This is a genomic window from Denitratimonas organivorans (assembly GCF_037478135.1).
GTDB lineage: Bacteria > Pseudomonadota > Gammaproteobacteria > Xanthomonadales > Xanthomonadaceae > Denitratimonas.
This window is the reverse complement of sequence record NZ_JBBHDV010000002.1, coordinates 228823-247041: the sequence shown is the minus strand read 5'-3', so window position 1 is coordinate 247041 and position 18219 is coordinate 228823. Positions and strand designations below refer to the sequence as shown.

15 protein-coding genes, 2 tRNA genes and 1 other RNA gene are annotated in these 18219 nt (G+C 65.7%); 10 read left to right on the top strand and 8 right to left on the bottom strand.

The annotated features are described in order from the left end of the window. Positions 1-2 precede the first annotated feature (2 nt). From WDB66_RS03415 to WDB66_RS03390, 6 genes are all read left to right on the top strand, one after another. Entirely contained in the window at positions 3-1235 is a 1233-nt protein-coding gene (locus WDB66_RS03415) for a TIGR03862 family flavoprotein (RefSeq protein WP_339397137.1), read from the top strand. Further along, complete coding sequence (rlmC, locus tag WDB66_RS03410) at positions 1225-2355, top strand: 23S rRNA (uracil(747)-C(5))-methyltransferase RlmC (protein ID WP_339397136.1); 1131 nt, start codon at positions 1225-1227, stop codon at positions 2353-2355. Before WDB66_RS03415 ends, rlmC begins: the two co-directional genes overlap by 11 nt. Before the next feature lie 121 nt (positions 2356-2476). Beyond that, positions 2477-2569 (top strand) — tRNA-Ser (locus WDB66_RS03405). 98 nt (positions 2570-2667) lie between these two features. Further along, positions 2668-2764, top strand: an RNA gene (ffs, locus tag WDB66_RS03400) — signal recognition particle sRNA small type. A 303-nt stretch (positions 2765-3067) separates the two neighbouring features. After that, a complete protein-coding gene (locus WDB66_RS03395) occupies positions 3068-3877 on the top strand; it encodes a hypothetical protein (protein WP_339397135.1) in 810 nt (269 codons plus the stop codon). Positions 3878-3891: 14 nt separating this feature from the next. Further along, the gene (locus WDB66_RS03390) at positions 3892-5136 is read left to right on the top strand and encodes a DUF4785 domain-containing protein (RefSeq protein ID WP_339397134.1); all 1245 of its coding nucleotides are present in this window, start codon (positions 3892-3894) and stop codon (positions 5134-5136) included. Between the two features lie 102 nt (positions 5137-5238). On the opposite strand, the gene WDB66_RS03385 is transcribed toward WDB66_RS03390, so the two are convergent. Both WDB66_RS03385 and WDB66_RS03380 read right to left on the bottom strand, forming a co-directional pair. Further along, a complete protein-coding gene (locus WDB66_RS03385) occupies positions 5239-6000 on the bottom strand; it encodes an MBL fold metallo-hydrolase (RefSeq protein WP_339397133.1) in 762 nt (253 codons plus the stop codon). After that, positions 5997-6740, bottom strand: coding sequence for a 3-deoxy-D-manno-octulosonic acid kinase (locus tag WDB66_RS03380; RefSeq protein ID WP_339397132.1), 744 nt, complete (start codon positions 6738-6740; stop codon positions 5997-5999). The genes WDB66_RS03385 and WDB66_RS03380 overlap by 4 nt, the downstream gene beginning before the upstream one ends. 47 nt (positions 6741-6787) lie before the next feature. Here WDB66_RS03380 and WDB66_RS03375 point away from each other — a divergent pair, with 47 nt between their 5' ends. Next, positions 6788-7834: a glycosyltransferase family 9 protein gene (locus WDB66_RS03375; protein WP_489670812.1), complete on the top strand. Its 1047-nt coding sequence runs from the start codon at positions 6788-6790 to the stop codon at positions 7832-7834. Between the two features lie 73 nt (positions 7835-7907). Here the strand turns inward: WDB66_RS03375 and WDB66_RS03370 are convergent, their stop codons facing one another. Both WDB66_RS03370 and WDB66_RS03365 read right to left on the bottom strand, forming a co-directional pair. Beyond that, complete coding sequence (locus WDB66_RS03370; protein WP_339397130.1) at positions 7908-8288, bottom strand: DUF6165 family protein; 381 nt, start codon at positions 8286-8288, stop codon at positions 7908-7910. 183 nt (positions 8289-8471) lie between these two features. Next, positions 8472-8561 (bottom strand) — tRNA-Ser (locus WDB66_RS03365). A 252-nt stretch (positions 8562-8813) separates the two neighbouring features. Between WDB66_RS03365 and WDB66_RS03360 the strand changes: the two genes are divergently transcribed. The 3 genes from WDB66_RS03360 to WDB66_RS03350 all read left to right on the top strand — a co-directional run bounded on the left by WDB66_RS03360 (position 8814) and on the right by WDB66_RS03350 (position 12836). After that, entirely contained in the window at positions 8814-9524 is a 711-nt protein-coding gene (locus tag WDB66_RS03360) for a PP2C family protein-serine/threonine phosphatase (RefSeq protein ID WP_339397129.1), read from the top strand. 146 nt (positions 9525-9670) lie between these two features. Then, complete coding sequence (locus WDB66_RS03355) at positions 9671-11428, top strand: DUF1800 domain-containing protein (protein ID WP_339397128.1); 1758 nt, start codon at positions 9671-9673, stop codon at positions 11426-11428. Positions 11429-11447: 19 nt separating this feature from the next. After that, positions 11448-12836 (top strand): DUF1501 domain-containing protein, encoded by a 1389-nt coding sequence (locus tag WDB66_RS03350; protein ID WP_339397127.1) that lies wholly within the window; start codon positions 11448-11450, stop codon positions 12834-12836. A gap of 93 nt (positions 12837-12929) precedes the next feature. On the opposite strand, the gene WDB66_RS03345 is transcribed toward WDB66_RS03350, so the two are convergent. From WDB66_RS03345 to WDB66_RS03330, 4 genes are read right to left on the bottom strand one after another with little or no spacing between them, the layout of a single operon-like run. Then, on the bottom strand, positions 12930-14642 hold the full coding sequence (locus WDB66_RS03345; protein ID WP_339397126.1) for an ABC transporter ATP-binding protein: 1713 nt from the start codon (positions 14640-14642) through the stop codon (positions 12930-12932). Then, entirely contained in the window at positions 14639-15550 is a 912-nt protein-coding gene (locus WDB66_RS03340) for an ABC transporter permease subunit (protein ID WP_339397125.1), read from the bottom strand. Before WDB66_RS03340 ends, WDB66_RS03345 begins: the two co-directional genes overlap by 4 nt. Beyond that, positions 15550-16473: an oligopeptide ABC transporter permease OppB gene (gene oppB / locus WDB66_RS03335; protein WP_339397124.1), complete on the bottom strand. Its 924-nt coding sequence runs from the start codon at positions 16471-16473 to the stop codon at positions 15550-15552. The genes WDB66_RS03340 and oppB overlap by 1 nt, the downstream gene beginning before the upstream one ends. An 11-nt stretch (positions 16474-16484) precedes the next feature. After that, positions 16485-18212, bottom strand: coding sequence for a peptide ABC transporter substrate-binding protein (locus WDB66_RS03330; protein WP_339397123.1), 1728 nt, complete (start codon positions 18210-18212; stop codon positions 16485-16487). Positions 18213-18219 lie beyond the last annotated feature (7 nt).

The following is an 18219-nucleotide window of genomic DNA, read 5'->3' as shown; positions in this document are numbered from 1 at the left end:
CGTTGCCCCCGCCCACCGTGATCGTGGTCGGCGGCGGCCCGGCAGGGCTGATGGCGGCCGGGATTCTCGCTGCGGCCGGGGCCCGCACCACGCTGCTGGATGCGATGCCTTCGGTCGGACGCAAATTCCTGCTGGCCGGCAAGGGCGGGCTGAACCTGACCCATTCCGAATCTCTGCCGGGATTTGTGTCGCGCTACGGCGCGGCCAGCGAAAAGGTCGGCGCCTGGTTGCAGCGTTTCGGCCCGCAACAGCTGCGCGACTTCGCGGCCACGCTGGGCATCGACACCTTCGTCGGCAGCTCTGGCCGGGTGTTCCCTTCAGACATGAAGGCCGGGCCGATGATGCGCCGCTGGGTCAGCCGCCTGCGCGAAGCCGGCGTGGTGTTCCAGATGCGGCACAGGTTTCTGGGCTGGAACGCGGATGGATCGCTGCGCGTGGCCACGCCGGACGGCGAAATCCGCATGAGCGCCGATCTGCTGATCCTGGCGCTGGGCGGCGGCAGCTGGGCGAAACTGGGTTCGGATGGGGCCTGGATCGATGCGCTGGTGGCCCGTGGCGTGGCGGTTGCGCCGTTGCACCCGGCCAATTGCGGGTTCGAGTGTGAATGGAGCGCGGCCTTCCGCGAACGCTTCGAAGGCGCACCGCTGAAAGCCATCGCCGCACGTGTGTCCGATGCCCGGCCGTGGCAGCGCGGTGAATGCGTGATCACCCGCGACGGTATCGAGGGCAGCCTGGTCTACGGGCTATCCGCACCGTTGCGCGATGCCATCCAGCAACACGGCCACGCGCGGCTGGAACTGGACCTGCTGCCGGACCGCAGCCCTGACGCCATCACCGAGGCCTTGTCCCAACCGCGCGGCAGCCGCTCGCGCAGCGAACACTGGCGCCGCCGCCTTGGCCTCAGCGGCGTCAAGGCCGGCCTGCTGCATGAAATCCTTCCACGCGAATCCTGGGACGACAGCGCCACGCTGGCCCGTACCCTCAAGGCACTGCCGCTGCGTTTGACCGCCACCCGGCCGATCGACGAAGCCATCAGCACCGCCGGCGGCGTCAGTTTCGAGGCAGTGGACGAACGCCTGATGCTGCGCGCCGCGCCAGGCAGCTTCGTGGCCGGAGAAATGCTCGACTGGGAAGCACCAACCGGCGGCTACCTGCTGACCGCCAGTATTGCCAGCGGCGTGATTGCCGCCGAAGGGGCGCTGGCCTGGTGGAAGGAGCGGCGCGATGCACTGTGACGCCTGGAGCGATGGCCGCTGTCGTTCCTGCGGCCGCATCGAACACGCCTACCCGCAGCAGCTGATCGACAAGGACGCGCACGCCCGGCAGATGCTGTCCGGTCTGGGCGAACCACTGTGGCTGCCGCCAGTCGCCAGCCGCGAATCCGGATTCCGCAACAAGGCCAAACTGGTCGTGGCCGGCAGCGTGCAGGCACCGACACTGGGCATCCTGGACCAGAGAGGGCACGGCGTGGATCTGGACGATTGCCGCCTGTATCCACCCGCACTGGCCGCCACGTTTCCGCTGCTGCGCCGCTTCATCCGCGATGCCGCAATCACGCCCTACGACGTGCCCGCGCGGCACGGTGAACTCAAATACCTGCTGCTGACCCTGGCCGAACATTCCTGCGAACTGATGCTGCGTTTCGTGCTTCGCTCGCAGGAACCGCTGGCGCGCATCCGCAAGCACCTGCCCGCATTGCAGGCCGCCCTGCCCGGCCTGCGCGTGGTGTCGGTCAATCTGCAACCCGAACACAAGGCGGTACTGGAAGGCGAGCAGGAAATCCTGCTGGGCCCGGATGAATCGCTGACGATGCAACTCAACGCGATGCCGATCCACCTGCGCCCGCGCAGCTTCTTCCAGACCAATACCGATGTGGCCGCCGCGCTGTACCGGCAGATCCACGATTGGGTGCAGGAGGTGGATCCACCGGCGCTGTGGGACCTGTTCTGCGGCGTCGGTGGATTTGCGCTGCATTGCGCCAACGGCGAGCGCGAGGTCACCGGCATCGAACTGTCCGAAGACGCCATCGCCAGCGCCTGCCGCAGTCGCGACGAACTCGGATTGCGCCGCCTCCACTTCCAGGCAATGGACGCCACCACATTCGCCCGGTCCGGCACGCCATGGCCACCACTGGTGATCGTCAACCCGCCACGGCGCGGGCTCGGCAAGGCGCTGTGCGAAGCCTTGCGCGACAGCCCGGTGCAGTGGATCGCCTACTCCAGCTGCAACGCCGCATCGCTGGCGCGCGACATCGCGGATCTGGCGCAGTTCGAGCCACGCCAAGTGCGACTGTTCGACATGTTCCCCCACACCGACCACTACGAACTGGCCTGCCTGCTGCAGCGGCGTGAATGACAGCGGACCGGAGCACTTTCGACGGCACATCCCGCACTCGCCCGCTGCTTGTCGGCATCCCGGCATCTGGTTATCATGGCCGGCCTCGTTTCCGGCTGCGGCCGGCGACGCGGGTTCCAGCGGAGAGGTGTCCGAGTGGTTGAAGGAGCACGCCTGGAAAGTGTGTAAGCGTCTAAACCGCGCTTCGGGGGTTCGAATCCCCCTCTCTCCGCCAAGTTTGAAAGTGCTGGATAGACCTTGAGCCGCGTGAACTTCGCCGGCCCCAACCAGCACAATGCAGATGCCCGCAACGGGCAGCAGTCCATGGCGGCCCCGCCGGCCCCTCGCGACGATAGACCGAAAACCCCGCCAGGGCCGGAAGGCAGCAACGGTATTGGTCGACTCGGGTGCCGAGGCAAGCTGGCGGGGCTGCCACCCTTCTCCCCCATGGATTCCTGACGTGATCGTCGGCACCTGCCTGGCGCGGTCTGCTCTTTGCTGTCTGCATCGCTGAAATGATGCCGCGCTGGGCAAGGCCGACGTTTGCCGCATTGCGCCATGCATCCGGCCATGCAACCCGCGTATCCTCGACCATACGCCGGCGAAGGGAGACAGGGGTCGCCGGATAGCCAAGGTCCCGTGTCATGCCGGAGGCATGCGCGCCGGGCCGTTCCAACGGGGAGATACGACGATGTTGAAATACCTTGCCGGCTGTGTGCTGGCATTTGCGCCCATGCTTGCGCTCGCCAATACCGGCGTGGCCTTCGTGCATGGCACCAGCAAGCACACCAACGCGACGGCCGACTATTGGGGAGCCGATTTCATCAACTCGGTGCGGCAGGGCCTGCCCAACCAGGCCAACTACACCGTCATCAATTGCGATTTCGAGCAGTACATGTGGGATTCGCGCGCCGCCGGTTGCGCAGCGGGGCAGCTCACCAGCTTCATCAATTCACGCGGCATCACCGACCTGGTGGTCATCACCCACTCCAACGGTGGCAACGTGATGCGCTGGATCATGAGCAATCCGACCTACGACAGCCGCTATCCGAACATCATCAACAAGATCCGCTGGGTCAACGCGCTGGCACCGTCCTCGCGCGGCACGCCGCTGGCGGATGCGGTGATGGCCGGCACCGTGTTCGAATCGGCGCTGGGCTGGCTGCTGGGCTACAAGAACGATGCGGTGCGCATGCAACAGCAGAGCTGGATGGCGCACTACAACGCCAACAACCTGTACGGCACCGCCGGGCGTCCTTCGCTGCCGCGCGGCTTCTGGGCCGTGGTCGGGCAGGACGTTGAAACCGCGATCTGGGATTCGGACAGCTACTGCGGCGGCTACCACCTCAACCTCGGGCTGGAAATCACCCAGGCCTGGCTCAACAGCTGTTCCGACGGTTTCCTCAATTGCAGCAGCCAGGCCGGCGCCGGTTACGTGTGGTTCTACGACACCCAGCGCACCGCCGGGAAGGAACCGCTCAGCCACAACCAGAGCCGGAAGAAATGCTTCAACCTCGACGTGATCCTTCGCAACGACCTGTGAGCCCGGAGCCGACCATGAAAAACCTCATTTTCGTCGCGCTCAGCGGCATTCTTTTCAGCCCCGCCCTGCTCGCGGCGGAACCCCACATACAGCTGCTGCCCGCCAGCGAAGGCGATCTGGTCGCCAGCCGCGTGACGATGGAAAAGTCCGCGCTGGCCGCCGATATCGAACGTGCCCCGGTGGATTTCGCCTGGGCGCTGGATCCCTCCCAGCCGCTCTCGCGCGAAACGCCCTACGTCGCCGACAGCCGCGAGTTCTGGACCACGCTGGATGCCAAGCAATTGCAGAAGGGCTACCGCTTCCAGACCACCGCACCCGGCGCGCTGCTGCGCCTGAGCCCGGCCGACAACGCCAAGCGTACCGCCTTGCAATTGTCCGATCTGGACCTGCGCATCGACGGCAGGAAGCTCGATGCCATGCGCGACATCAGCATCGCGGTGGATGCGGCTCAGATGAAGGCCGCCGGAGTGGATTTCGGTGAGGGCTCGCTGGTGTTCCGTCTTGCAGCCGACGCCGGTGAAGGCCAGCTGCAGCTGATGGCCAAGAACGCCGCCGGCGACTACCTGCTGCATGTCTACGAACCGGACAGTCCGGTGTCGCTGACGCTCGCAGCCGACCGCGACCGTGCCCTGGCCGGTGACACCATCACGCTGAAAACCCAATGGAACGACGGCAGCCGGGCCTCGCGCCCAAGCAGCATCGGCGGCGTACTGACCTCGCCGCAGGGCCACAGCATCCCGATCGACTTCACCCCGGCCAAGGGCGGCGAGTATCAGGCCACGGTGCAGTTGCCGGCCGATGCGGGCAGCGGCATGGCGCTGTGGGAAGTGCATACCTTTGCCGTTTCCAACAGCAAGAACGGTGCGATTCCGCGCGATGCCAAGACCAGTTTCTCGGTCTCGCGCCCGACCGCGCGCCTGAGCGGCGAAGCCGTTTCGGTGCAGGCCAAATCCGGGCGTGTCGCGTTGACGCTGCCGCTGGAAGTGGGCGCAGCCGGCCGCTACGAGTTGCGTGGCGTGCTGTACGGCACGGCGAAGGGCGGCAGCATGCAGCCGTTCGCGATCGCGCATTCGGCACGCTGGCTGGAGCCGGGCAAAGGCGAAGGCATCACGCTGGATTTCGGCGATCTGGCGGCCAAATCCGGCCTGGCGGCACCGTATGAACTGCGCGATCTGAGCCTCAACGATCAGGCCCGTCTCGGCCTGCTGGAAACCCGCGCCCGCGCGCTGCGATTCGGAGCTGACGACGCACTGCGCTGATCGACCTGCTGCACCACCTGCCCCGCATCCGGCCTGTCCGGGTGCGGGGTTTTCTTTTCCGCAACGAACCTTGGCGCCGCCCGGCGCGACGTCACCTGGCCATCAGCCGCCAGCCACATCCTCCGCCACACGCGGCGGCGCCAGCGGCAGATTGCTGCCCGGCAACAGCACGCGATAGCCGCGCGCCTGCAAGGCCTGGCCATCGGCAGCCGAGCCGTAATGGTAAAGATGCAGGCGGCCCAGCAGTTCCGGCGGGTATTCGCGTTCCAGATCATCAATGCCGCTGTGCGAAGGATTGCCGACCAGCCCGCAGTCGTGCGCGATCGGCACATCGGCGTCCAAAGCCAGCAGGCGCTCGGGAATCGGCCTGGTATCGCCGGTGTAGACAAAGCTGCCCGGCAGCGCGAGGCCGAACGCGGTATCGGGCGCGTGATGCCGCACCGGGAACACCTGAAACCAGCAGCCCTCGTGCCAAAAGCCGCGTGAATGCGGAATCAGCCGAAACGCATCCCAGTAATTGACCCCGCCTTCGGCCAGCACGCCAGGGTAATCGGCCACACGCCGCTGCACCCATGGCACCAGCGGCGCCGGCACATACATCCGGCAATCGCCACGCCGTGCCGGATCGAAATACAGCTGCACGAACAGCCGCTCCATGCCGGCCACATGGTCCAGATGCGTATGCGTCAGGAACAGCGCACGCGGCGCCTGCCCGTAGCGTTCAAGGTAAGCGGTCAACGCCTCCTGCCCGCAATCGATCAGCAGCAACGGCTCCCCGTCACGCTCCAGCACCGCACTGGCCGAACCCAGTTCCACCGCACTGGCATTGCCCACGCCGAGGAAGTGCAGATTCCAGGCACTCACGCCGACTGCTCCCGCACATGCCCGGCGATGCTTTCCAGATAGGCCGCTTCCAGCGCCTGCCAGTCGCCCGCCGCGACGCCTCCAAGCTTGTCCAGCGAACGCCGCAGCCGGCGCAGATTGGCGCGCTGCCAGTCCTGCGACGGCACCCGCAGCCGACCGCGATCAAAATCAATCAGCCAGACCTTGTCATCGGCATCGATCATGACATTGTGCGCATTCAGATCGGCATGAAAGACACCGGCCTGATGGAAACGCGCAATCGTCCGCCCGATGTCCGTCCAAGGTGTCGACGCATCCGCCGCCAGAAGCTCGGCCAAGGTGCGCGCGCACGGTACGCGCAGTGTCATCAGGTCGGCGCGATAGTGCAGCCCGTCGCGCTGCCAACCGGCCAGCAGCGGACGCGGCACCGGCAGACCCTTGCGCCACAACTGCGCCAACAGTTCGAACTCGCGCAGGCTGCGTACCCGCGCCTGCCCGCTGTAGAGGTAATGATCGGAAATCACCCGCCCGACCAAGCCGCCACGGCGGTAATGGCGCAGCACCGCCTCACCGAAATCGCCGCGCACCAGCCACGGCACGCCACGACCGCCACGCCCATCCAGCGGCACCGCACCGGGCCAGTGATCCGGTTCGAGCATCGCCGGCACGGCTTGTGGCAGGCTGTTGGCGTCAAACAGAATCCCGCCCTGCGCGAATGCAGAACGCCGGATATCCAGTTCCTTCGGCCCGATGCCGGACATCACCCACTCCATGCCACCCCGCCAAAGAGTGTAACAACTTGAGCCTGATCGACCCGCCCGAACACATCGCCCTGCTGCGCCTTTCCGCCCTGGGCGATGCCACGCACGTGGTGCCGCTGGTGCGCACCGTGCAGCGCCACTGGCCGCAAACCCGCATCAGCTGGATCATCGGCAGGGGCGAGCGCATGCTGCTGGACGGACTTGAGGGCGTCGAATTCATCGTCTACGACAAGAAATCCGGCTGGCGCGGCATGCGCGAACTCTGGCAGCGCATGGCTGGCCGCCCGTTCGATGCCCTGTTGCAGATGCAACTGGCGGCACGCGCCAACCTGCTGGCCTTCGGCATCGACGCCCCGCTGAAAATCGGCTACGACCGCGCACGCAGCAAGGAAGGCCACAGCCTCGTCATCAACCGCCGCATTCCCGCCGGCGGCAGCCATGTGCTGGATGTGCTCGGGCGCTTCGCCCTACCGCTGGGGCTGGAACAGACCCGGGTCGAATGGCGCCTGCCGATTCCCGAAGCCGCGCGCGAATGGGCCGCCGGGCAACTACCCGGCGACACGCCCACCCTGATTCTCTCACCCTGCTCCAGCCATCCGCTGCGAAACTGGTCGGCGCAGCGCTATGCCGCTGCCGCCGACCATGCCGCACGCCAGCATGGCTACCGCATCGTGATCTGCGGCGGGCGCAGCGAACTGGAACGCCAGACCGCCGACGCGATTCTTGCCGCAATGAAGGAACCGGCGCTGGATCTGGTCGGGCGCGACACCTTGAAGCAGCTGATGGCCCTGCTGGAACGCGCCGACATCCTGCTCGGCCCGGATTCGGGCCCGGTGCACATCGCCAACGCGCTGGGCACCAAGGTCGTCGGGCTGTACGCCTGCACCGACGCACAGCGCAGCGGCCCGCACTCGGACCTGCGCTTCACCGTCAACCATTACGACGCGGCCGCACGCCAGTTCCTGAAGAAGCCGGCGAGCGCGCTGCGCTGGGGCAAGCGGGTCGAGTTTCCCGGCGTCATGGACCTGATCGGCGTGGACGAAGTCACCGACTGCATCGACCGCTGCACCGCCGAACTGCGCCGCCCGGGCTGAGCAGCACCAGAACTTGACACGGCCCAGCACGACCCGGAACCCGGCATCGGCACAAGCGCCGCGCACACCGCGATCAGTACGACTTTTCCTCGACGAAAGCCGAACCCAGCGCCAGATTCAGCTCGCGCTTGATCCGCGCGCGCTCGTCGTTGTTCAGATAGACCGAGCGCGCCAGCTCGATGAAGCCCTGATCGAACACGCCGCCGGCATCGGCATCACGGATATCGTCCTCGATCTCCCACAGGCGCTCGTTGACCGCCTTCAACCGCGCCCGCAACTGCGCCACCTCGCGCCCGGAAGCCGGATGCGCCATCCAGGTGCGCTCCAGCGCCGCCAACTCATGCCGCACATTGGCCAGCTTGGTGGCATCGGTCATGCGCTCGGACTTGATCTGCAGGATTGCGATCTTGTCCAGCAACTCGCCGAACGAGACAGGAACGAGAATTTCGGACATGCCGGCCAACCACACTCAAAAGGGCCCGCCAGCCTGCCAGAACTTCCCACTCCACGCACGCGTGTTGTGGGATGGATTGATGGCTGACCGAATGGATCGCAAACAGCGTGGCGGGTACAACGGCGGGCAGGAATCAGCCGGGCAACAAAAAAGCCGCTGGGATCAGCGGCTTTTTGATGTATCTGGCGGAGAGGGAGGGATTCGAACCCTCGGTACGCTTGCACGTACGCCTGATTTCGAGTCAGGTACATTCGACCACTCTGCCACCTCTCCGATTTCCCACCCGGCAGCAGCAGGAAGGGCCGCGAATGATACGGCTACTGACACGCCCGTACAAGTGGGCTTCATTGCAAGCACGGCACAATACACCGTTCCCGCGCGTACGTTCTTCCACTTGCGCCGCTTTCCGGCCCCACGGCATGATGCCCGAAGGTTCCGCCAGGGGCCGTCCGGCGCTGGTCGGGCGGGTGCCGACCACAACCAGCGTCCTGCGTTGAAATCGCAGGTCCGGAAACACAGCAACCGATGATCGAATTCGGCCACCTCACTCACGTCGGTCTGCGGCGCGAACACAACGAAGACACCTACTACGGCGACTCGCAACTGGGCCTGTGGCTGGTCGCCGACGGCATGGGCGGGCACGAGTTCGGCGAAGTGGCCAGCGCGCTGGCGCGCGACACCATCGTCAACCATGTACGCGAAGGCCACGGACTGCCCGAAGCCATCCGCGCCGCCGATCAGGAAATCATCCGCCAGTCGCGCCGTCGCGCCGAAGCCCTGCCGATGGGCACCACCGTGGTTGCCGCGCGTTTCAACGGCATGCAGTTCGAAATCGCGTGGGTCGGCGACAGCCGCATCTACCTGTGGGACGGCCACCTGCGCCAGCTTTCGCAGGACCACTCCTATGTGCAGGAACTGATCGACCAGGGCGCGATCACGCCGGAACAGGCGCGCAGCCATCCGCACCGCAACGTCATCACCCAGGCGCTGGGCGTCACCGACCCGCAATCGCTGAACGTGGAAGTGATCCGTGGCGAGCTCAAACCCGGCATGCAGCTGTTACTGTGCAGCGATGGCCTGACCGAAGAAGTGGACGACGCCACCATCGCGGGCGTCCTGGCCAAGACCGGCCTTTCCGCACAGGAGTGCGTGGACCAACTGGTGCTGGCGGCACTGGATGGCGGCGGCTCGGACAACATCACCGTGGTGCTGCTGCGCAACGAAGCCGGCGGCTGAGGCATCCCGCACGGCGCTGAGCCATCCGCGCGGCACAACCGTGACCTGACGCACGACACGGCAAAACCCCGGCAGCTATTGTCACACTGTGTAACAATTTGTTGCGCAGTGTGACAACTTCCAGCCACCCGGATCGGATACCGCCGATGGACGCGATCACGCCCTCCCCCAAGACCGGCAGCGAGGCCCTGTTCAGCGACAGCTTCGAGTCGCCCACCCCACCCGAACCTCCCGTGCAACTGCCACCGTTCGCGGTGCGCGTGCTGACCAAATGCGGCTACGGCCCGCGCCCCGACGAGGTGGCCGCTTTCAACGCGCTGGGCAGCAATGACGATACGCGGCTGAACGCATGGCTGACCGCACAGCTCAATCCCGACTCGATCAGCGACACCGACTGCAACAACCGCATTTCGGCCGGCAACTACGCCACCTACACGATGTCGCTGTCGCAGATGTGGGCCAAGTACGTGCGTGGCGATTCCCAGGGCTGGCCGCAGCGCTACTACCCCTGCGACGAAGCCGCCTGCATCAAGCTGATCCGGGCGGTCTACAGCAAACGCCAGTTGTACGAAGTGATGGTGGATTTCTGGCACAACCACTTCAATGTGCAGGGCTGGGAATTCAGCATCGCACCGGTGTTCATGCACTACGACCGCGACGTGATGCGCGGCAAGAACAGCAGCAACCGCTTCCATGCGCTCGGCAACTTCCGTGCCCTGCTGGAAGAAGTCGCCAAGGCCCCGGCGATGCTGGTGTATCTGGACAACAAGTCCAGCCGTGGGGCCGGTTTCAACGAGAACTTCGCGCGCGAACTGTGCGAACTGCACACTCTGGGCGCTGCGCACTACTACCCCACGAACGATCCGGAAGAAGTGCCGCTGGACGGGAACAATATCCCGCTCGGCTACTGCGACAACGATGTCTACGAGGCCGCCCGCGCGCTGACCGGCTGGACGATGCGCGACGATCACTGGGAATTCCCGAACTCGCCCGAATACGACACCGGCGAGTTCCTCTACCACGCGCCATGGCACGACCGTGCCGGCAAGTATTTCCTCGGCCGCTACATGGTCGCCAACCGTCCGGCACTGGCCGATGGCCACCGCGTGTTCGACCAGCTTTCCCAGCACCTGGGCACCGCCCGCAACATCTGCCGCAAGCTGTGCGTGCGTTTCATCGGGGACGAACCACCGCAAAGCCTGATCGATTCGGCAGCGGCGTTGTGGCAGTCGCGCTGGGACGCGCCAGACCAGATCGCCCAGGTGCTGCGCCACATCCTGACCTCGGCCGCCTTCAAGGAAAGCTGGGGCGACAAGGTCAAGCGCCCGTGGGAGGCGCTGATGCAATCGTTGCGCGCCACCTCGGCGGAACTGACGCCACGGGTGCGGCAACCAGCGGGAGTCGCGTGGAACGATTACGCCGATCTCACCACGCGCCTGCACCAGAGCGGCCATGGCCCGTTCCTCTGGCCCACGCCCGACGGCTATCCCGACCGCGCAAGCAAATGGCAGGCAGTCAGCCCGCTCGCGCAGACCTGGCGGACACTTGCGCGCCTGACCGAGATGCGCACGCCAGGCAGCGATGCGAACTCACCCACCGCCTATTTCCAACGCATCGAACAGGTCACCCGCGCCGCATTCCCCGGCCCACCGCAGTCCACCGCCGGGGCGGTCGTGGATTTCTGGATCGGCCGGATCTACGGCTACGCCCTCGTGCAGGAACGGCGTGATCAACTGGTGCGCTTCCTCGGCCAGAAGGCCAATACGGCAGCCGCCGCAACCACGCAACTGACCTGGAACAACGAGTGGGCCAATGAGCAGAACCCGGACAAGTACTACACCCTGGGACGACTGCGCACCACGGTGTCGCTGCTGATGATGTGCCCCGAGTTCTACCACCGCTGAACCTGCCGGAGTCCCACCCATGCAAGGCAACCGCCGCGATTTCCTGAAAGGCTGCTGCGCCGCCGCCATGGCCGCCGGCAGCGGCAGCACGATGGTCTTCTTCGATCCGCTCGCGCTTGCCGGCGGCAAGAGCGCCGCCAGCGGCGATGTGCTGGTCTACGTGTTTCTGCGCGGTGCCATCGACGGCCTGCATCTGCTGACGCCCTATGCCGGGCCGGATCGCATTCCTTACGTCAACACCCGTGGCAGTCTGGCCATTCCAGTGGAGCGGCTGCGGCGCGTCTCTGCCAGCGGTACCGGCAGCAACTGGGGCTGGCACCCACGTGCTGGCGGCGGCACCGGCGACGGCATCGGCACCACGCCCAAGTGGCTGCAAAAGCTCTACAACGCCAACCGGCTGGCGGTCGTGCATGCCACCGGCATGCCCACGCCCAACCGCAGCCATTTCGAGGCCCAGGCGATGATGGAACTGGGCACGCCCGGCATCACCGGCGGTGGCAGCGGCTGGCTGGCGCGCTATCTTTCCGCCATCAGCGGCACTCCCGGCCTGCCTGCTCCGCTGATCGCGCCGGCCTTCGGTTTCGGCAGCAATATGCAGACCAGTCTGATCGGGCTGGATCAGGCAGTGGGTTTCAACAGCGCTGAACAGTTCCGTGTCGATGGCTTCCAGTGGAACTGGAACCAGCGCGGTGCGGATACCCAGATCTACCCGCTGTGGAGTGGCAACTCGTCGCTGGAACGTGCCGGGCGCGATGCCGCTGACGCACTGGAAGTGATGCGCGAACACGATTTCAGCGCCAATGGCTACACCCCGGGTGGCGGCGCCGTCTACCCGAGCGGCAGCTTCGGCACGCAACTGCGAAATCTGGCGCAGATGCTCAAATCCCCGATCAAGACCGGCCTGATCGCCGCCGCCATCGATCACGGCTTCTGGGACACGCACGAAGGCCAGGGCATGCCCAATCCCGGCGTCGCCGGCCACTACGACTGGTTCGGCAACCTCGTGGAAGAACTCGGGCACGGGCTGGATGCGTTCTATACCGATCTCAACGCCCACTCCATCGGTGGCGGCCTGAACCTGATGCACAAGGTCACGGTGATCGTGCAGAGCGAATTCGGGCGGCGTTTCCTGCCCAACGCCTCGGCCGGCACCGACCACGGCTACGGCAACATCATGATGGCGCTGGGCAATCGCGTAAGCGGTGGCCAGCTGCACGGCACGTTCCCCGGACTTGACGACAACAGCCTGTACGAAAGCCAGGACGTGGCCGTCACCACCGATTTCCGCCAGATCATTTCCGAAGCACTGGTCGACCGCATGGGCCTGCCACCAGCGCAAATCCCGCAGGTGTTCCCGGGCTTCAGCTACAACACCAGCGGCACGCCGGATGTATTCCAAACCGGCTGATCACATGCGTGCAACGCGCTGCACCCTCACCGCTGCCTTCGACTGAGCCCAGGCAACGGTTTGCGCGTGTATTCGGGCAAGGAAGCGGGCTGGTCAGAACCCGCGCGGAATCGCCGCCAGCAAGGTGCGGGTGTAGTCCTGCTGAGGATCGCTGAACACGGCTTCGGACGGGCCGGTTTCAACCAATTTTCCGCGATTCATCACGCCCAGCTCATCGGCCATGAAGCGCACCACGCCCAGGTCGTGCGAGATGAACAGGTAGGTCAGGCCGAACTCGTCTTGCAGATCCAGCAGCAGGTTCAGGATCTGCGCCTGCACCGACACGTCCAGCGCTGAAACCGATTCATCGCAGACGATGAATTCCGGCTGCACCGCCAACGCGCGTGCGATGCCGATGCGCTGGCGCTGGCCGCCGGAAAACTCGTGCGGATAGCGACTCAGATGAGCGGCTTCCAGCCCGACTTTTCGCAGCAGATCACGCGCCCGATCCATCCATTCGCTGCGCCCGGCACCGATATCGTGCTCGCGCAGCGGCTCGATCAGGATATCGGCCACGGTCATGCGCGGATCAAGCGAGGCATACGGATCCTGGAACACGATCTGCATCCGCCGCCGCAACGCACGCAGGGTCTGCGACGTGGCCGTGGCGACATCCTGCCCGTCGAACACGACGCGCCCGGCCGCCGGCTCCACCAGCCGCAGCAGCGCGCGCCCGAGCGTGGTCTTGCCGCAACCTGATTCACCGACCAGGCCGTAGGTCTGGCCACGACGGATATCGAAGCTGACGCCATCCACCGCCGACAGCCATTGTTTGACACCGCCGAACAGGCCGCTGCGCAGCGGATAGCGCACCACCAGATCCTGCACTGAAAGCTGCACCCGCGCCTGCGCCAGTTCCGCCGTGCTGCGCTTGACCTGCGGTTGCAGGCGGGCAGCATCGGGTTCGACCTGGCAGCCATCGGCATCGACGAAATCGGCCACCGTCAGCAGCCGGCGCGGATTGGTGGTCAGCGAAGGCCGGCACGCGACCAGGCCACGGGTATACGGATGCTGGCCATGATGGAACAGCTCGCGGGTCGCGCCCTCCTCCACCTTGCGGCTGCGATACATCACCACCACCTGATCGGCCACTTCGGCCATCACGCCAAGATCGTGGGTGATGAACAGCAGGCTCATGCCGTGGCGCTGCTGCAGATCACGCATCAGCTCCAGCACCTGGCGCTGTACGGTGACATCCAGCGCGGTGGTGGGCTCGTCGGCGATCAGCAACTGCGGTTCGCAGGCCATCGCCTGGGCGATCATCACGCGCTGTTTCTGCCCGCCGGACAGTTCATGCGGATAGGCATCCACGCGCCGCTTCGGATCGGGAATGCCGACCTGATCGAGCAGTTCGATCGCACGCTCGCGTGCAGCAGGCCGATTCAGACCCTCGTGCCGGCGCAGCACCTCGGCGATCTGTTCACCGACGCGGTAGACCGGGTTCAGACTGGTCATCGGCTCCTGGAAGATCATGCCGATGCGCTTGCCACGGATCGCCTGCATCGCAGCCGGCGACAGCCCGAGCAGATCCTGCCCATCAAACAGGATGCGGCCACCCCGGATATGCGCCGGCGGCTCCGGCAGCAGGCGCATCAGCGACAGCGCGGTGACGCTCTTGCCGGAACCGGATTCACCCACCAGCCCGAGCGTGCCGCCACGCGGAATCTCGAAGCTCAGATCATCGACGGCGCGCACGGTGCCGTCTTCGGTACGGAAATCGATGCAGAGGTTTTCCACCCGCAGCAGCGGGCTGTCGGCGGCGCTCATCGGCGGTCCTTCGGATCAAGCGCGTCGCGCAGGCCATCGCCGAGGAAGTTCAGGCAGAACAGCGTCGCAGCCAGGAACACCGCCGGGAACACCAACGTCCACGGTGCATATTCCATATCCTGCGCGCCCTCGTTCACCAGCGCGCCCCACGAGGTATACGGCTCCTGCACACCGAGGCCGAGGAAGCTCAGGAAGCTTTCCACCAGGATCACCTTGGGCACCGTCAGCGTCACGTACACCACCACGATGCCGAGCAGGTTCGGCACGATGTGGCGCAGCAGGATGCGCGGCGTGGACACGCCCAGCGCCTGCGCCGCCTCGATGAATTCCTTGCGCTTCAGGCTCAGCGTCTGGCCGCGCACGATGCGCGCCATATCGAGCCAGATATAGCTGCCAATCGCCACGAAGATCAGCAGGATGTTGCGCCCGAACACCACCATCAGCAGGATCACCAGGAACATGAAAGGCAGCGCGTAGAGGATGTCGACGATGCGCATCATCACGCTGTCCACGCGCCCGCCCATGTAGCCGGCCACCGCGCCCCAGGCGATGCCGATCAGCAGCGCCACGGCGGTCGCCACCAGGCCCACCATCAGGCTCATGCGCCCGCCATACAGGGTGCGCACGAAAAGATCCCGACCGATCGCATCGGTGCCGAACCAGTGCCCGCTGCGCCAGTCCGGCGGCACCGAGATCAGATCCCAGTGCGGGGTATCGAAATCGTAGGCCGACAGCAGCGGCCCGAAACACACCAGCAGCACGATCACACCCAGCACGATCGCCGCAGCCACCGCCGCACGGTTGCGCCGCAGCCGGCGCCAGGCCAGTTGCCACAGGCTGCGGCCACTGGCCGCGCCGGCACTGTCGAAGGCCGGGCTCTCGGGCACGGCAGGAGTTGAAGCGGCCATCAGTAACGGATCCTCGGATCGATCAGCGCATACAGCAGATCGACGATCAGGTTGAACACCACGATCAGCACGCCGATGAACACCACCACGCCCATCACCAGCGTGTAATCACGGTTCAACGCGCCCTGCACGAAATAGCGGCCCATGCCCGGCAGGCCGAAGATCTGTTCGATCACGACCGAGCCGGTGATGATCGCGGCCGCGGCCGGTCCCAGATACGACACCACCGGCAGGATCGCCGGCTTCAGCGCGTGCTTGATCAGCACCTGCCACTCCGGCAGGCCCTTGGCGCGCGCGGTGCGGATGTAGTCCGAGCCCAGGGTTTCGACCATCGAGCCGCGCGTCAGGCGCGCCACATAGGCCATGTACGGCAGCGCCAACGCGGTCACCGGCAGAATCATGTTGCGCCAGGCACCGTCGTTCCAGCCGCCGGCCGGCAGCCAGCCCAGCGTGATCGCCACGCCCAGCACCAGCAGCGGCGCCAGCACGAAATTGGGGATCGCGATGCCGGTCATGGCCGCGCCCATCAGCAGGTAATCGGTGCGCGTGTTCTGTCGCCAGGCCGCGATCGAGCCGATCGCCACACCGAACAGCAGCGCCACCGCCAGCGCGCTGAAACCCAGCTTCAGCGATACCGGAAAGCCCTGCGCGATCAGCTCGGTGACGCTGTACTCGCGGTACTGGAAACTCGGCCCCAGATCGCCGCGCACGATCATCCCCAGATAGCGCAGGTACTGTTTGCCGAGCGGTTCGTCGAGATGGTACTTGGCGTCCAGATTGGCCTGGATCTCCGGCGGCAAGGCCTTGTCGCCATCGAACGGCCCACCTGGCGCGAGCCGGATCATGAAGAAGGCCAGGGTCAGCAGGATGAACAGCGTCGGGATCGCGGCGAGCAGCCGTTGCAGCAGATAACGGGCGAGCATGGCGGCGTTCCTCAGTGTTTCAGGATGTACATATGGCGACTGCGATGGTGGTCGCTGGCGTTGGGTTGCCAGCCACGCACATAGGGCTTGACCACGCGCTTGCTGACGTAGGTGTAGATCGGCGCGATCGGGTAATCGCCCAGCAGGGTGCGTTCGGCTTCTTCCAATACACGCATGCGCTGCGCCGGATCGGCGGTGACCGCGGCCTGTGCCAGCAGCGCGTCGTAGCGCGGCTCCTCGTAGGCCACGTCGTTCTGCGCGTTCTGCGAGTGGTACAGATCAAGGAAATTGGTCGGGTCCAGGTAGTCGCCGATCCAGCCGATACGCACCACCTGTGTCAGCGAACGCTGGCGGCGGTTGGCCAGGAACACGCGAAATTCCTCGTTGATCAGCGTGGCGCGCACGCCCAATGCCTGTTTCCACATCGCGGCGATGCCCAGCGCGATCTTCTTGTGGTTCTGGTGCGTGTTGTAGCGGATCTCCAGCGCCAGCGGGTTGGCCTCATCGAAGCCGGCCTGCGCCAGCAGTTCGCGTGCGCGCTCGTTGCGCTGCTGCTGGCTCCAATCGGCCCACTCCGGCTGCACCGACGCGTAATCGAAACCGGGCACGCCGGGCGGGGTGAAGCTGTAGGCCGGCACCTCGCCGAAGCGGGTCAGCTTGTCGGTGATGATGTCCCGGTCAATCGTCAGCGCCAACGCCTGGCGCACGCGGATGTCATCGAACGGCGCGCGCGAGGTGTTGAAGCCGAAGTAGTAGGTGCCGAAATAGGTCGACACCGTCAGTTCGTCGCCGAGGTTGGCCGAGATCCAGTCGAACTGCGCGTTCGGCACCTCGTAGGTCATGTCCAGCTCGTTGGCGCGGTAACGCTTGAGCTCGGCGGCCTGATCCTCGATCGGGTAGAAATACACCTCGTCGATGATGGTTCGGTGGTTGTCGTAGTAGTGCGGATTCCGCACCAGCCTGATGTGCGACTGCATCACCAGCTCCTCGAGCCGGTAGGCGCCATTGCTGACCAGGTTGCCGGCGCGGGCGTGCGTGTCGCCGTGGCGCTCAACCGAGGCACGATGCACCGGATAGGCGCTGTTGTGGGTCAGCAGTTCGAGGAAATACGGCGCCGGCGCGTTGAGCCGGATTTCCAGCGTGTAATCGTCCAGCGCGGTGACGCCGATCTGCTCGGGCGGCAGTTCTCCGCCCATGACCTGGCGTGCGTTGACGATTGGCGACAGGATCATCGCGTACTTGGAACCGGTCTGCGGATCCAGCACGCGGCGGAAGCTGTAGACCCAATCGGCTGACGTCATCGGCTCGCCATTCGACCATTTGGCATCGTGGCGCAGATGGAAAACGTAGCGGGTGCCGTCCTCGCTGATCTCCCAGCGTTCTGCCACACCCGGCTCCAGCGCGACATCCGGGCCGGCGCTGACCAGCCCTTCAAACAGATCGCGCTGCACGTTGGCATCGGGCACGCCTTCGGTCAGATGCGGGTCCAACCCCTGCGGCTGCGAGCCGTTGCCGCGGTGCAGGACCTGGCGTTCGGCCAGGATGTCCGGATGCGGCAGGCCGTCTTCGGTGAAGCGCAGCTCGGGCAAATTCCAGCGCTGCTGCGCCGATGTGGCCGCATCATCGCCGGACGCCGCCGTGCCGCCGGAGCAGCCGCTCAGCAGTGCGATGGCAAACAGGGAGGAAAGCAGGACGCCGGTGCGCAGGCCGGGCAGAAAGCGCGGGGAAATCGAAAGCATGCCCGGA